Origin of the sequence: Paenibacillus sp. FSL R5-0490, from assembly GCF_001956215.1 — a bacterium.
Taxonomy (GTDB): Bacteria; Bacillota; Bacilli; order Bacillales; family Cytobacillaceae; genus Cytobacillus.
This window is the reverse complement of the sequence record NZ_MRTQ01000005.1, coordinates 17,923-32,586: the sequence shown is the minus strand read 5'-3', so window position 1 is coordinate 32,586 and position 14,664 is coordinate 17,923. Positions and strand designations below refer to the sequence as shown.

Below are 14,664 nucleotides of genomic sequence, written 5' to 3'. Positions count from 1 at the left end.
GGAGACCTTCCGCCTTCACCTGCGGAATCTCCCGCTTCCCCGATCAATTTGCCTCTACCGCCTGCGCTTTTTCCCTCATATATATGACTCTATTAACAGCATTCAAGTAAGCTTTTGAGGAAGCCTCAAGCACATCCTGGGCTAAACCGCGGCCGCTGGTTTCCATTCCTTCATAGTTCAGCTTTACATAAACCTGAGCTAAAGCGTCTCTTCCGGCCCCTACGGATTGGATACGGTAATCCAGAAGGTTAGCTGTTCCATTCAGGCACTTTTCCAATGTGTTATACAGCGCCTCAATGCTTCCTGCTCCAGTACCGGCTTCCTGGATTACTTCGTTGTTTGATCCTGACAGGGTAACAGTTGCCGTCGGAACAGAGTTGGTTCCATACTGGATTTGGATTCCGATCAAATCATAGAACCGCTGCTCCTTGGAGAGCTTTTCTTCAAGTACGATGGCTGCAAGGTCATCGTCTGTCATCTCTTTCTTGCGGTCGGCCAAATCTTTAAAAACTGTGAACAGCCGGTTCGCTTCTTCATCTGCTACTTCAAGCCCCAGTTCCATAAGCCGGTTTTTAAATGCATGGCGTCCGGAATGTTTTCCAAGCACCATGGAATTGGATTGGAATCCGACCAGGTCAGGGGAAATAATTTCATACGTTGTTTTTTCCTTCAATACCCCATCCTGGTGTATACCTGATTCATGTGCAAAAGCATTCCTGCCAACAATTGCTTTGTTGGCTGGCACCACCATACCTGTCAGCTTGCTGATCAAACTGCTCGTTCTGCTGATTTCCTGAAGATTCAGACGGGTTGAAGCCTGATAATGATCATTCCGGATATATAGGGCTACTGCCAGCTCCTCAAGTGCCGCATTCCCGGCTCTTTCACCAATTCCATTTATCGTGCCCTCAATCTGTGTTGCTCCATTTTCTATAGCTGACAGCGAATTTGCTATTGCCATGCCCAAGTCATCATGGCAATGAGCTGACAAGGATACTTTATCAATGGAAGGAACATGATTTCTTAAATATTGAAAAATTTCGCCGTACTCCTGTGGTGTTGTGTATCCAACTGTATCCGGTATGTTGATGATTCCCGCGCCGGCCTGGATGACCTTTTCAATGATCTCTGCAAGAAAAGGCAGTTCTGTCCTCGTAGCATCCTCTGCAGACCATTGGACGATCGGGAATTTGGAAGCAGCATACTTAACAGTTTCAACTGCTGTTTCAACCACTTCTTCTTTCGTCTTCCTTAACTTATACTGCCTGTGGATTGGAGAGGTTGCCAGAAATGTATGTATCCTTGGCTCAGCTCCATCCTTTAAAGCTCCCCATGCAGCATCTATATCAGAGATAACTGCTCTTGCCAATCCTGTGACCGAGCAATTTTTAATCGTCTGGGCAATATTCTGTACGGATGCAAAATCCCCTTTAGACGCTGCAGGGAAGCCTGCCTCAATAATATCAACGTTCAAACGCTCCAGCTGCCTGGCGATTTCTAATTTTTCCGAAAAATTAAGGTTTACACCGGCAGATTGTTCGCCATCTCTTAATGTAGTATCAAATATTTTAATTGTTGCCACTTACGACCACTTCTTTCTTCTTGCTGCTATTTACAAACGGCATCATTTTGCGGAGTTCTCTTCCCACCTGCTCGATCGGATGCTCATTCTCTCTCTGATTTACAGCATTGAATACCGGTCTATTTGCCTGGTTCTCCAAAATCCACCCTTTTGCAAAATTCCCTTCCTGGATATCTTTTAGCACTGCCTTCATTTCTTCTTTCACTCTTGCGTCAACTACCCGCGGACCGCTGACAAAATCTCCCCATTGAGCTGTATCTGAGATGGAATAGCGCATTCCTTCAAGACCGCCCTCATACATAAGGTCAACAATGAGTTTTAGTTCATGTAAACATTCAAAGTATGCCAGTTCCGGCTGATAGCCTGCTTCTGTCAGAGTCTCAAATCCTGCTTTCACCAAGGAAGTCAGCCCTCCGCACAGCACTGCCTGTTCGCCAAACAAATCTGTCTCGGTTTCTTCTTTAAAAGTCGTTTCCAGGGCACCTGCACGAAGAGATCCAATGGCTTTAGCGTAAGCAAGAGCCAGTTCCTTTGCTTCCCCTGTAACGTCCTGATGGACTGCAAACAGGGCTGGAACACCTGCATCCTGTTCATATGTTCTTCTGACTAAATGTCCTGGTCCTTTCGGTGCTACAAGAAGTACATCACACTCTTTTGGAGGCACGATCTGATTAAAATGAATATTAAATCCATGGGCAAACATTAATGCCTGGTTTGATAAATTGGGTTCGATTTCTTCCTTGTATACTTTTGGCTGCAGTTCATCCGGCAAGAGGATCATCACTACATCAGACTGCGCTGCTGCCTCACCGACCGGATATACCTGGAAACCGTCTTCTTCTGCTTTTTCCCATGACTTCCCTTTCCGAAGGCCGATGACAACCTCAACCCCGCTGTCCCTCATATTTAAGGCATGTGCATGTCCCTGGGATCCATATCCGATGACCGCTACCTTCTTTCCGTTTAAATACGCTGCATTTGCATCTCCGTTATAATACATTTTCGCCATGTTTTATCTCCCTCTCCGAATAAGTTTTTAATATTTATAATGTTTTTTTTTAAACAATAGAGTATGACTTGGACTGCTGGGACGTACGCTGTGTCCCTCTAGGGAATGCCGTTGTTCCCGTCCTGGCAAGTTCTTTGATTCCATATGGTTTAATGAGTTCAATGAAAGCTTCAACCTTATCAGATTCACCTGTAATCTGAACGGTCATGCTATCCTTGCTGACATCTATAACAGAAGCTCTGAAAGGTTCAATTAAAGAGTAAATCTCATTTCTTGTATACGGGACTGCCTGAACTTTAATAAGGGCAAGCTCTCTGGCGACAATCGACTGATCCGTGATATCCGTTACTTTTATCACATCGATTTGTTTATTCAGCTGTTTCGTAATTTGTTCGCTGGCACCGGAGTCCTCAACATGGACCACACAAGTGATTCGCGACATCCCTTCATGTTCGGACAGGCCGACTGAAATGCTTTCAATATTAAAGTTTCTTTTGGAAAATAGATTAGTAATTCTGTTTAGAACACCCGGCCGATTCATAACAGTCAGGCATATGATACGTTTCATGGTTTTACACCTGCCATTTCATGAAGTCCTTTTCCTGGTGCGATCATCGGATACACGTTTTCATCCGGATCCACCCTGAAATCGATAAGCACTGGTTCTCGGTTATGAAGCACTTCATCCAATACTTCTTCAGCCTCTGCTTCAGATTGAATGACATATCCTTTTATCCCGTAAGCTTCTGCCAATTTTACGAAAGAAGGCTGTACCGGGATTTTGCTGTGAGAAAAACGGGATTCATAAAAGATCTCCTGCCACTGCCGGACCATGCCAAGGGCCATATTATTAAAAATAATAATTTTCACCGGCAGATTCAGTTCCTGAATGATAGCAAGCTCCTGTGTTGACATTTGGAATCCTCCATCTCCGCAAATGGCGAGTACGCATGCTTCCGGGTCAGCCAGCTGAGCTCCGATGCTTGCCGGGAAACCAAATCCCATTGTTCCAAGTCCTCCTGATGTCACCCATCTGTCTGCTTTATTAAAGCGATAGTATTGGGCTGCCCACATTTGATGCTGTCCTACATCTGTTACGACGATGGCATTCCCTTCCGTCTTCGAATGAAGCATTTCCATGACTTTCTGGGGTTTCAGCTGTACGGATTCTTTATCATAGTAATATGGATATTCCTCCTGCCACCTCAAGATGGTTTCCATCCATTCTTTATGGGCCGGCGGCTTTCCATCCTGCAGAATCAGCTGCCGAAGAGCTTCTTTTGCATCTGCCACAATTGGAATGGACGTTGGAACATTTTTGCCGATTTCAGCAGGGTCAATATCAATATGGGCGACTGTTGCATGTGGTGCAAAATGCTGTAAATTCCCTGTTAATCTGTCATCAAAACGGGCTCCAATATTTATCAGCAAATCACATTCTGTAAGTCCCATATTGGCTGCATAACAGCCGTGCATACCGGCCATGCCGATGAATAATGGATGATTTGCCGGGAATCCGCCGAGGCCCAGAAGTGTGTGGATAACAGGTATTTGCTGCTGTTCTGCGTAATCTTTTAACTCTTTGGATGCTCTTCCATGGAGCACGCCGGCACCAGCCAGGATGACAGGCTTTTTCGATCTGCTGACTGCTTCAGTTAATTTTCTTATTTGAAGGTAATTTGGTTTTAATGTCGGCTGATACCCCGGCAGATTCACTTCCGTTTCTTTCTCAGGCTGATCTGAAACTCCTGCAGCGATGTCTTTAGGGATATCAATCAGCACTGGTCCTGGCCTGCCGGTTGAAGCTATATAAAAAGCTTCTTTAACGATTCTCGGAATATCTTCAATGCTGCGGACCTGATAATTGTATTTTGTAATTGGAGTGGTTATCCCCAGGATATCTGCCTCCTGAAAGGCGTCTGACCCAATGACTCCCGTTGCTACCTGGCCTGTAAATACAATCAGCGGAAGTGAATCCATCATTGCGTCTGCAAGACCGGTAACAATATTAGTGGCTCCTGGTCCTGAAGTGGCAATTACGACACCAGGCTTTCCAGATATCCGGGCATACCCTTCAGCAGCATGAATTCCTCCCTGTTCATGACGCGGCAGCACATGAAGAATCTTTGAATGATACAGCTTGTCGTAAAGTGGAAGAACAGCTCCTCCAGGATAACCAAAAATCACTTCAACATTTTCTTTCTCCAAGGCTTTTAATAACAGATCAGCGCCGGTGACAGGATATGTCTCCGTTTTTGTTTCTGTTAAGGCAGCTTCCTGCAGCATTTGTTGATAACCTCCTCATGTTTTAAACTCCAATATAAAAAGCCCTTCCACCCCTAAAGAAACCTAACGATTGTAGGTATAAGGGATGAAAAGGCTTTGATCACCTGTTCCACGGTACCACCCTGATTCACGCTTATGATGCGTGCACTCATGAACAGCGATGTGCTGTTCGTTTTGATAACGGGTGAAGAACACCCGGCAGCCCCTAGTCGATCCACTTTCAGGACTGCGCTCAGAGGTGAGTTCATTTTAAGAGGGCATTACCGGGTTTCAGCAGATCCGGCTCTCTGTGAATGCCTGTCATAAAACTACTTATCCTCTTCTACGCTTTTCCTATTCTGAGATTTAACCTCAATACAATAACGCTTTAAATCATTGAATTGATAGATTAAAAAAAACCCAAATTTTCATATAACGAGATAGATTTCACTTGGATGAAGTTTATAGTTGTTGGTGTAAATTTCTTATATTGAGGACTATCTTACGCCCATTTTTATCAGCCGTCAACACCCTTTTTATGAATTATTTGATAATTTAGATTAATCTGTTTTTGTGTATCCGCTTACATTGTTGATATATTCACATTTCATAGGACAAAAAAAATTTTATATTTTTTTGATGTGGGAGATAACACTGCTGAAGAGGTGTAAGAGGCAATTTAAAAACAGCTGGCAGGTTCCTGCCATTAAAACTTTATTTATAAAACAAAAAAACCCACCTAAAAGGTGAGTAAAGTTCGGTAAGATATGTAGTGTTTCCAGATGTGTAAATGGCGTCCCAGGAGAGATTCGAACTCCCGACCGACGGCTTAGAAGGCCGTTGCTCTATCCGGCTGAGCTACTGGGACATTTTAAAATTATTTACCTGATTGAGATTTATTAACTCAACGACAAGATTTATTATATTAAACAAATGTTAAGAAGTCAACACTTTGTAAAATATTTTTTTATTATTGAGGGAAGACTGGCTTCCCTCAGTTATTATATTCAAATTAATCGCTTTTTACCAGAGAAAATTCTTGTGTCAGATCAGGAATTTTTCCATTGGAAACATCATACACATCCAGTGTAACATCTTTTCCCCGTTTTTCCAGTATGACATATGTCTTTTCATTTCTTCCTCTTGGAAGCTTTATGCTTCCAGGATTTATAAATAATATCCCCTCAGACATTTCAGCTCCCAGACTATGTGAATGGCCAAAACATACGATATCTGCCTTCAATTCACGTGCCCTGTACGACAAATTCATTAAAGTGGACTTAACGGAATATTTATGGCCATGTGTGACAAAAAAGCGGAATCCTCCAGCCTCTTCTATCCTATCCTCCGGAAATGCTGCGTCAAAATCGCAATTGCCTCTTACAGCAGCGTAGCCTTTTAATGATTCATAATCAGCCTTAAGCTCCGAATCCCCGCAGTGAATCATTATATCCATATCAGGATGTATTTCACGAATTTGGCTGAGTTCAGAGGTTAATCCATGGCTATCGCTGACAATCAGAACTTTCATGAGTTTTCAGCTCCTGCCACGAAAGAAGGAAGCAGCTCCTCAAGCTTTTGGAGAGCATTCGCTCTGTGACTGATCTGGCTTTTTTCCTCAGGCATTAATTCAGCCATTGCTTTGTTTTTTTCTTCTGCAAAGAAAATAGGATCATAGCCAAATCCATAAGTCCCTCTTTTTTCTCTTAAAATATGCCCTTCACAAGTTCCTGCAGCGGTTGCAGTCGTTTTACCGGGAGCAGCGATGGCAAGAGCGCAAAAGAAGCGTGCCTGCCGTTTATGATCCGGAACGCCTTCGAGCTCAACGAGAACTTTGTCCATATTTTTCTGATCGTTTTTTTCCTCGCCTGCATAGCGGGCGGAATAGATGCCCGGCTTCCCTCCAAGCGCATCAATGATCAAGCCTGAATCATCTGCAATGACCATTCTTCCAAAAGCTTTAGACACGGCTTCCGCTTTAAGAATGGCATTCTCTTCAAATGTGCTGCCAGTCTCCTCAACATCCTGAAATTCGGGATAATCCAGCAGGGTTTTGACTTCATAGCCAAGAGGCTTGAACATCCTCTCAAACTCTCTCGCTTTGCCTGCATTTTTAGTTGCAATTATGACTTCCTGCATTATTATACCCTCCCCTCAAGCTTTTCTCGTTTGCTTTGAATGCTTCCTGAGATATTCTCTCCTAGTGCTGACTTCTGAAGTTCAAGCAGCTCTGATATCCCTCCCTGTGCAGCACTGAGCATTTCCTGCAGCTGCGCATAAGAAAAAGTCGCTTCTTCTCCAGTTCCCTGAAGCTCTACAAATTCCCCGCTGCCGGTCATGACGACATTCATATCCACTTCAGCAGAGGAATCTTCAATATAGTTCAAATCCACAACAGCCTGCTTATCAGTAAGAATCCCCACGCTTGTGGCCGCAAGGAAATCATTAATCGGATAACTTGAAAGCTTCTTGCTGCTGTATAGCTTATCCATTGCCTGTGCCATTGCAATAAAGGCTCCTGTAATGGAAGCTGTCCGTGTCCCTCCATCAGCCTGTATCACGTCGCAATCAAGCCATACCGTTCTTTCGCCAAGTGCATCAAGATCCACTACTGCGCGGAGTGCACGGCCGATCAGGCGCTGAATTTCCATTGTTCTCCCAGAAATTTTTCCTTTTGCTGATTCCCTGATATTTCTCTGTTCTGTAGCCCTCGGAAGCATGGAATATTCAGCTGTTATCCAGCCTTTCCCCTGTCCTCTCATAAAAGGCGGGACCCTTTCGTCAATGCTTGCTGTACAAATTACCTTTGTGTCTCCCACCGTAATGAGTACAGAGCCCTCAGGATGCTTTAAATAATCAGTTTCAATATGTATTGGCCTAAGCTGCTTTGGTTCACGTCCATCTGCGCGCATAAGCTGATTTCCCCCTTCATTTGCTTATATTGAACCTGGGCATTTGCCCAGTAATATTGGCATGCCTATTTTACCAACAAAGAAGAGGCGGCATTATATGCCAACCTCTTTTTCCTGTTACTATATAGTATAACAAAATCTGCTATATTAAAAACTTCCTGTATTCACATTTTCAGGGCGTGTTACAGGCTCTGATAGTTTTTCCCCATCTTCATTAACAATCTCTGCTTTGCCATCAACAGTAACAGCCACGCTTTCGATACCCTTTTGTTCAGTTAGGGAAAGGACAAGTGCGTTCAGCAAATGCTTGGAGATCATTTTCTCTTCAAAGCTGCTGAAAACATTTTCATTGAAGTTTAATGTGACTTTTCCTTCTTCAATTTTTGGAGATTCAAGCAGCTCTACATCCGGAAGGAAATCTGTCACCAGATTGGATGCATAGTTCGGCCCTTTTATCAGTTCGGATACAACCGCTTCAACTTTATTGTCCATATCATTGCTTACACGCTTGGTAACAGGCACGTAATAATAGTTTTCTTCATCCCCGCCCAGATAATAAACGGTCACCGGCTTCGTATTCGTGATATCTACTACTTCCGTTGTATCCATGTTTATTCCATTGGCTCTCGTTAACGCCGAACTGACCGGTGTGCCATTCACAGGCATCTCTTTTAGTTCATGTCCGTTTAATGTCAGCTTGACTTTATCAATGGAATCAAATTGCGTGAGTGTCCAGGTAACGGATTGGAGAATTCTCTTTTCATCTTCTTTAGCATATTCCTGAAATTCTTTTGAAAAATCGACAGTTGCCACTTTATCTTTAATATTTACAGAAACTTTTGTATCAGCAGGAAGGACTGCTCTGAAATCATTAGGAAGAAGTTCTGTAACAGGACCGTTCTCCACCAGGTACTCTAACGCCTGGGTAGCAACTGAATTTGTTTTTGGAAGATCGATTGTCTGGGGAACAACATACCCATTTTTATCAATCAAGTAAAGCTCTGTTTTAAGATTTGCCGTAACACCCTCTTCATTTTCAGCTGTTTCTTTTCCTGTTGTTTCTTCAGCAACACTTTCGCCTTCATCAGTGTAAGATACTGCTTTTGGCGGATCGACCTTTTCTTTCCCCTGGCTTCCGAACAATCCGCAGCCTGATAATAATACAGATGAAACCAGCACAGCTGACACTATCGACGTTTTTTTATTTATAGACATACATAATCCCCCCTGAGACAGTTTGTACTACATGTATACGAGCCTATTTGTAATTTAGACCGTCTTTTGGGATAAAAGTGTTAATAGATTTTTGACAAATTTGGACAATCTGAAGTATGGCTGCCATACAAACATATAAAAAGAAGCCCCAATAAGGAGCTTCAATTTTGCTTCTGCAGTTCGTCTTTTACCAGGACAGCTTTGATTTTAAAATAATCTATTTCATCCGGAAGTTCTTCTTTAATTGGCTTAAGCTTATCTCTTCCAGCTTTTTCAGCTGCCTGTAAAACAAGCTTTTCTTCCGTTTCATCGAAAATATCTGACCAGTCAATCGCATTGCCTTCTTTAATCGAGCGGAAGATGTGCTCCTGAATCGTTATAGGGGAAAAGTTTCGCTTTTTGGCTATTTCCCTTATGGAATTTCCATTCTTATAATAATCAAAGGAAATCTGGTAGCTAGGACGGTCATCTTGTACTTCCTCTGACATTGAAGGCGTATCTGCTGCAGGCATAGGGGAAATATTATGTTCTTCGGCAAATTCTTTGATTGCCTCAATAAAGTATTCCCCATACTTATCAAACTTCATTTGCCCTACACCTTTAATATTTAACATCATGTCTTTGCTTATTGGAAAATAGCGGCACATTTCTTTTAATGCGGTATCAGCAAACACAACAAAAGGAGGAACATTTTCTTCATCTGCAATCTTTTTCCTGAGCATCCTCAGGATCTCAAAAAGTTCAATATTTTCATCTGCTTCCTGAACAGGTACAGGCACATTAATTTTCATGGATAGTTTCTTCTGTCCTTTCAAGACAGGAATTGCATTTGCTGACAGCCTAACAGTCGGATATTTTCCATCTGTTAAAATCAGATAATCCTCTGCCAGCAGATAGTTGATCATCTCGGCAATCTCTTTTTCTTTGCGGTTTTTCATCAGTCCAAATGTGGAAAGTTTATTAAAATTAAGCTCACGGATTCTTTTATTACTTGAGCCCTTCAAAACCTGTGCAGTCAAAGTAACGCCAAATCTTTCTTCCATCCGCTTAATGCACGAAAAAATCATTAAAGCTTCCTGAGTAATATCGATGCTTGTCCGTTCATCCAGACAGCTGCTGCATTTGCCGCAGAGGATCGGTTCGGCATTCTCATCAAAATAATCAATGATATAGGTTTGAAGGCATTTCTCTGTGTGGCAGTAATTAACCATATCCTTTAGCTTGCTGTATTCCTGCTCCATTTTCCGTGGATCCAGACTGCTCTCCTCAATCAAAAATTTCTGCAGCTGGATATCCTGAGGAGCAAACAGCAAATAACATATGCTATCCTCTCCATCTCTTCCTGCCCTTCCCGCTTCCTGATAATAAGCTTCAATGTTCCGCGGAAGATTATAGTGGATGACATATCTGACATTGGATTTATCAATCCCCATTCCAAAAGCATTTGTTGCGACCATAATATTTGATTCATCGTATACAAAATCATCCTGTGCTTTTTTTCGTTCTTCTTCCTTTAAGCCTGCATGATATTTGGCAACTGAGCAGTTCTTGCCTTTTAAGAATTGGTACAGCTGATCTGTCTCCCTGCGGCTTGAAGTATAAATAATTCCCGCTTCGTTTTTATTTTTATTTATGGTCTGCAATAGAAAATCTCTTTTGTTAACACCTTTCAATACGTGAAAGGAGAGGTTATCCCTTGCAAAACCAGTAATAAACGTATTTTCCTCGCCGATGTTCAGAAGCCTGCGGATGTCCTCCGCGACATCCCGTGTTGCTGTTGCAGTCAAAGCAGCGATTACAGGTTTCTGGTGCAGATTGCTAAGCTCTGAGACAACAGAACGATAACTTGGGCGGAAATCATGCCCCCATTGAGAAATACAATGTGCTTCATCAAAGACGATTGAATTGATTGAAATATCGTTTAACAATTGCAAAAAGGCCATGGACCCAAATCGTTCCGGCGCCACGTACACGAGCTTATATTCTTCATTGCGTATTCCAGCCACAATGTGCTGATACTCAGCAGAAGACAACGTGCTGTTTATATAAGCAGCCGGGATGCCTGCAGTGCTAAGGGCATCTACTTGATCTTTCATCAGGGAAATTAAAGGAGAAATCACAATGGCCGTTCCGGGGAGTACAAGAGCGGGTATTTGAAAGCAGATTGACTTTCCGCCTCCAGTTGGAAGAATTCCAAGAGTATTGGTTTGTGAGAGGATATTCTGAATAATCTCCTGTTGGCCGGGGCGGAAAGAAGTATATCCAAAATATTTTTTTAAATAGTTTTCGGCTTGTGCCAGCAAATTGATCACCAACTCAATTAAGTATAGTTTTTCTTTCAATTTCATGATACCAGAGCTTTTTTAAAAAGTAATCTAAAAATAACTTGCAAATTTCTTTAAAAAACACCTTCTGAAAAAGTTCAGAAGGTGTCTGCATTTATTAAAGGGAAATTTTTTCTACAGCATCGACAGTAAACCCAAGCCACTTGGAAGCAATTTTAGAAAAAATGGCCGTGGAGCCAGTTGTACAGAATTTATATTCCGGATTTTCATCCACAGCTTTAAGCAGGCCATGGTGATGCAGTATGGTACTGGCTTCCCTTGCTGTTTCCTCACCTGAGCTGATGACCTTTACCTCTTTACCCATTACATTCTTAATAATTGGTTCTAATAAAGGATAATGAGTACATCCAAGAATGAGTGTATCCATTCCTTTTCCTTTTAAGGGCTGAAGCGTCTCAGCCACTATTTTTTTGGCAACTGAACCTTCGTACTCCCCGCTCTCTACAAGAGGAACGAATTTTGGGCATGCCAGACTATGCACGGCAGACCTGCTGTATATCTGAATCAGCGCATTTTCATATGCCTTGCTTTTGACGGTGCCCTCTGTGCCAATGACACCAATTATATGATTTTTCGTCACTTTAATAGCTGTTCTTGCGCCTGGGAAAATGACACCGATAACCGGTATCGGCAGTTCCCTTCGTATTTCCTCCAGAGTGACAGCAGTAGCTGTATTACAGGCTATAACAAGCATTTTAATGTTTTCTTTAAGCAGGAACTCCGTCATTTGCCAGGTAAAGGATTTCACCTCTTCACCAGGCCGCGGGCCGTACGGGCATCGTGCTGTATCTCCGAGGTATACAATATCTTCATTTGGCAGCTGCCGCATGATTTCTTTTGCAACCGTTAAGCCCCCCACTCCGGAGTCAATTATTCCTATAGGTTGTTTCAAAAGTACCGCCTCATTCTCCTCGCATATCATGGTGTAATTTCATTAAGTTATCTTTTAAGAACAAGACCTCATTATGTGAAGAATTTTTAAGGACCTCTTTTAGGTACTCCTGGCGTTTTTTAATAACTTCTTCAATAATCCGCTCTCCTTCATCAAGCAGATGAATCCGGACTACTCTTCGGTCATTTGGGTCTTTCACTCTTTTCACAAGGCTGTTTTTCTCCATTCGGTCAACAAGATCGGTTGTCGTGCTGCATGCAAGATACATTTTATTAGACAGCTCGCCGATGGTCATATCCCCTTCTTCAAACAGCCATTGCAAAGCCACAAACTGAGGAGGGGTAATGGTAAAATCACTTAGAATTTCCCTTCCTTTTTGCTTGATAATGCCGGATATGTATCTTAAGTCTTTTTCAATATCAGCTACAACATCATTTATTTCATTTGTTTTAGGATCTTCCAGCTTCATTCATAAACACTCCCATTTAAGCTTTTACGATGTTTTCTGCCCTTGTGCATTTATTTTCACCTTTTTCCGTACAAATTTCAAGACAGAAATAAATCCAATAATGAAATATTCCTAATATAAATGTGATAACCGGCCTCCCAGAAGGGATAGCCGGTCTAAATTAAAGTTCTAGCTCTCCCATTCGAAGGAGCTCTACAACAGCTTGTGATCGCCCCTTTACACCAAGCTTTTGCATGGCATTCGAGATGTGTTTTGAAATACAAATTATTCAGCATCCAATACAGTGTGAATTTCCACTTTATTATCAGAAAAAATAATCAGCTTATCAATTAATTTTTTTAATGTTAAGTGCAGCTCTTCAAAGTTTTCAAACCTAAGGTTGCTTAGTTCTTCAAGAGCTTCCCGAATTTCCTGGTGGTACTCCTCTTTGTTTTCCTGTTTTTCAATCCTTGTTTCCAGTTCTTTCAAACGCTTTTGGCTCTTTTGAATTTCTTTCTCATACTGCTCTTTTTCGAATTGATATTGCTCTTCATCAATATTCTCGTCTAACATTTTTTGTTTACGAAGTTCGAATAATAATTTACGGTTAATTTCAATGTTTTTTTCGTGATGCAACTTCTCTTTATTTATGTTAAATTCATTCTTCTTTGGTTGCTCTCTAGTCAGATATCCTTCTATTTCTTTCTCAATATCAATACTGTTCTTCAATCGTTGTGAGACTTCTTTTATCACTGCATCTCTAAACCCATAATACGGAACATATTTCTTGTTTTCACAGCCCTTTTCACCCAATCTCCTTCTTCTGGAGCAAACCAAATGCCGATACTCTCTTCCATCACTCATGTTCTTTCCGTTCTTCGACTTCATGCTCACCATGCTGCTTCCACAATGGCCGCAGAATACAAAACCAGCAAATACATTGACTCTCTGTCTAGCTCCTCCTCGCTTCCCGCCTCCTCTTATTAATCGTAACCGCTGTGCTTCCTCAAAAATGTCATCTTCAATTATGGCTTCCCAATTCTTTTCTTCGTTTCGATTCCATTCTTCTTTCTCTCGTTGCACCTGTCTCTTTTTGCGGTCGTTCATATCATTTATGTCGTCATATACCTTTTTCACTTCATATTTGTTGTATACATTTCGCCCTGTATAGGCTTCGTTTTGTAATATTCTTTGAACGGAGCTAACTCCCCATAATCCATTTCTAGGTGAGGGAACTCCTTCTTCGTTTAAATATTGTCTGATGTTTTGTTCACCCATGTTTTCGTGAACATATAAGTGAAATATCCTTTTCACAACCTCGGCAAATTCATTTGGCACAAGTGTTTTCTTATTTTCCAAAACTACTTTATTGTATCCAAACGGTGCAATGGAGCCTGTGTAATTTCCTTTTCTAGCAGATTGACGTTTACCTCTCCTGGAAGCCAAACTGATTTGTTCGGCTTGCTGCTGAGCCATAATCGCAAAAAGTGTAAACTTCAATTCATCTTTATCAACAGCAGAATCATAATTTTCTTCAATGGATATTAAGCGAATTCCCAGGGCGTCCACGAACGTTCTCTTTAATGTGATAGCATCCAACTGATCACGGCTAAAACGAGAGATTGAAGCGAACAGTAAGGTATTGAACATTCCCTTCTTCGCATCTTCCAGCATCTTCTTGATATCTTCTCGTCCGTTTATACTCGTCCCAGATGAACGGTCTTCATACGTATATACAATTTCAAAGCCTTCTTTTAGTGCTTTTTCTTGACACAGCATCCGCTGGTGTTCGGGCGACTCTTTCTGGGAGACCTTTGTTGATGATACCCGCACATAACTCGCCGTTATTTGGTTCTTCATTACGCTTCCTCCTGTGGTAATAAAAAAGCCCTAGCTATCACGCTATGGGCTTGGTTGCTACAATCATTATAACGAATAGAGACTTACTTTGCCACGACTTTCCGAATCGTAGTTTGAATGAGTTCGTGGACTACCT

12 protein-coding genes, 1 tRNA gene, 1 pseudogene and 1 other annotated feature are annotated in these 14,664 nt (G+C 41.9%); all 14 genes and pseudogenes read right to left on the bottom strand.

What is annotated here, in order from left to right; all coding sequences use genetic code 11:
* Positions 1-43: 43 nt before the first annotated feature.
* The gene (locus tag BK139_RS05220) at positions 44-1,582 is read right to left on the bottom strand and encodes a 2-isopropylmalate synthase (RefSeq protein WP_076257317.1); all 1,539 of its coding nucleotides are present in this window, start codon (positions 1,580-1,582) and stop codon (positions 44-46) included.
* Positions 1,569-2,591 (bottom strand): ketol-acid reductoisomerase, encoded by a 1,023-nt coding sequence (gene ilvC / locus BK139_RS05215; protein ID WP_076257316.1) that lies wholly within the window; start codon positions 2,589-2,591, stop codon positions 1,569-1,571. The genes BK139_RS05220 and ilvC overlap by 14 nt, the downstream gene beginning before the upstream one ends.
* 49 nt (positions 2,592-2,640) lie before the next feature.
* Positions 2,641-3,159 (bottom strand): acetolactate synthase small subunit, encoded by a 519-nt coding sequence (gene ilvN, locus BK139_RS05210; protein WP_035330237.1) that lies wholly within the window; start codon positions 3,157-3,159, stop codon positions 2,641-2,643.
* A complete protein-coding gene (gene ilvB / locus BK139_RS05205; RefSeq protein WP_076257315.1) occupies positions 3,156-4,877 on the bottom strand; it encodes an acetolactate synthase large subunit in 1,722 nt (573 codons plus the stop codon). Before ilvB ends, ilvN begins: the two co-directional genes overlap by 4 nt.
* A 78-nt stretch (positions 4,878-4,955) precedes the next feature.
* Positions 4,956-5,211: a binding site (T-box leader), on the bottom strand.
* Between the two features lie 436 nt (positions 5,212-5,647).
* A tRNA-Arg gene (locus BK139_RS05200) sits at positions 5,648-5,724 on the bottom strand.
* A 144-nt stretch (positions 5,725-5,868) separates the two neighbouring features.
* On the bottom strand, positions 5,869-6,387 hold the full coding sequence (locus tag BK139_RS05195; RefSeq protein WP_076257314.1) for a metallophosphoesterase family protein: 519 nt from the start codon (positions 6,385-6,387) through the stop codon (positions 5,869-5,871).
* Entirely contained in the window at positions 6,384-6,995 is a 612-nt protein-coding gene (locus BK139_RS05190) for an XTP/dITP diphosphatase (RefSeq protein WP_076257313.1), read from the bottom strand. The genes BK139_RS05195 and BK139_RS05190 overlap by 4 nt, the downstream gene beginning before the upstream one ends.
* A 2-nt stretch (positions 6,996-6,997) precedes the next feature.
* Positions 6,998-7,768, bottom strand: coding sequence for a ribonuclease PH (gene rph / locus BK139_RS05185; RefSeq protein ID WP_076257312.1), 771 nt, complete (start codon positions 7,766-7,768; stop codon positions 6,998-7,000).
* A 147-nt stretch (positions 7,769-7,915) separates the two neighbouring features.
* Positions 7,916-8,983: a GerMN domain-containing protein gene (locus tag BK139_RS05180; RefSeq protein ID WP_076257311.1), complete on the bottom strand. Its 1,068-nt coding sequence runs from the start codon at positions 8,981-8,983 to the stop codon at positions 7,916-7,918.
* A gap of 161 nt (positions 8,984-9,144) precedes the next feature.
* Positions 9,145-11,331 (bottom strand): DNA helicase RecQ, encoded by a 2,187-nt coding sequence (gene recQ / locus BK139_RS05175; protein ID WP_286147959.1) that lies wholly within the window; start codon positions 11,329-11,331, stop codon positions 9,145-9,147.
* A gap of 94 nt (positions 11,332-11,425) precedes the next feature.
* Positions 11,426-12,220 carry a glutamate racemase gene (racE, locus tag BK139_RS05170; RefSeq protein WP_076257310.1) on the bottom strand — a complete coding sequence of 265 codons (795 nt, stop codon included), beginning with the start codon at positions 12,218-12,220 and terminating at the stop codon, positions 11,426-11,428.
* A gap of 10 nt (positions 12,221-12,230) precedes the next feature.
* Positions 12,231-12,689: a MarR family winged helix-turn-helix transcriptional regulator gene (locus tag BK139_RS05165; RefSeq protein ID WP_076257309.1), complete on the bottom strand. Its 459-nt coding sequence runs from the start codon at positions 12,687-12,689 to the stop codon at positions 12,231-12,233.
* A gap of 160 nt (positions 12,690-12,849) precedes the next feature.
* A pseudogene (locus BK139_RS05160) lies at positions 12,850-12,948 on the bottom strand (hypothetical protein); the annotation flags it as partial.
* A gap of 5 nt (positions 12,949-12,953) precedes the next feature.
* Positions 12,954-14,528, bottom strand: a complete 1,575-nt coding sequence (locus BK139_RS05155) for a recombinase family protein (RefSeq protein WP_076257308.1) — start codon at positions 14,526-14,528, stop codon at positions 12,954-12,956.
* Positions 14,529-14,664: the final 136 nt, after the last annotated feature.

Excerpts from the sequence above, each read along its gene's own strand:
- recQ (WP_286147959.1), bottom strand. The coding sequence starts at position 11,331 with ATGAAATTGAAAGAAAAACTATACTTAATTGAGTTGGTGATCAATTTG.
- BK139_RS05190 (WP_076257313.1), bottom strand. The coding sequence starts at position 6,995 with ATGCAGGAAGTCATAATTGCAACTAAAAATGCAGGCAAAGCGAGAGAG.
- BK139_RS05165 (WP_076257309.1), bottom strand. The coding sequence starts at position 12,689 with ATGAAGCTGGAAGATCCTAAAACAAATGAAATAAATGATGTTGTAGCT.
- rph (WP_076257312.1), bottom strand. The coding sequence starts at position 7,768 with ATGCGCGCAGATGGACGTGAACCAAAGCAGCTTAGGCCAATACATATT.
- ilvN (WP_035330237.1), bottom strand. The coding sequence starts at position 3,159 with ATGAAACGTATCATATGCCTGACTGTTATGAATCGGCCGGGTGTTCTA.
- BK139_RS05180 (WP_076257311.1), bottom strand. The coding sequence starts at position 8,983 with ATGTCTATAAATAAAAAAACGTCGATAGTGTCAGCTGTGCTGGTTTCA.
- BK139_RS05155 (WP_076257308.1), bottom strand. The coding sequence starts at position 14,528 with ATGAAGAACCAAATAACGGCGAGTTATGTGCGGGTATCATCAACAAAG.
- BK139_RS05195 (WP_076257314.1), bottom strand. The coding sequence starts at position 6,387 with ATGAAAGTTCTGATTGTCAGCGATAGCCATGGATTAACCTCTGAACTC.
- ilvC (WP_076257316.1), bottom strand. The coding sequence starts at position 2,591 with ATGGCGAAAATGTATTATAACGGAGATGCAAATGCAGCGTATTTAAAC.
- ilvB (WP_076257315.1), bottom strand. The coding sequence starts at position 4,877 with ATGCTGCAGGAAGCTGCCTTAACAGAAACAAAAACGGAGACATATCCT.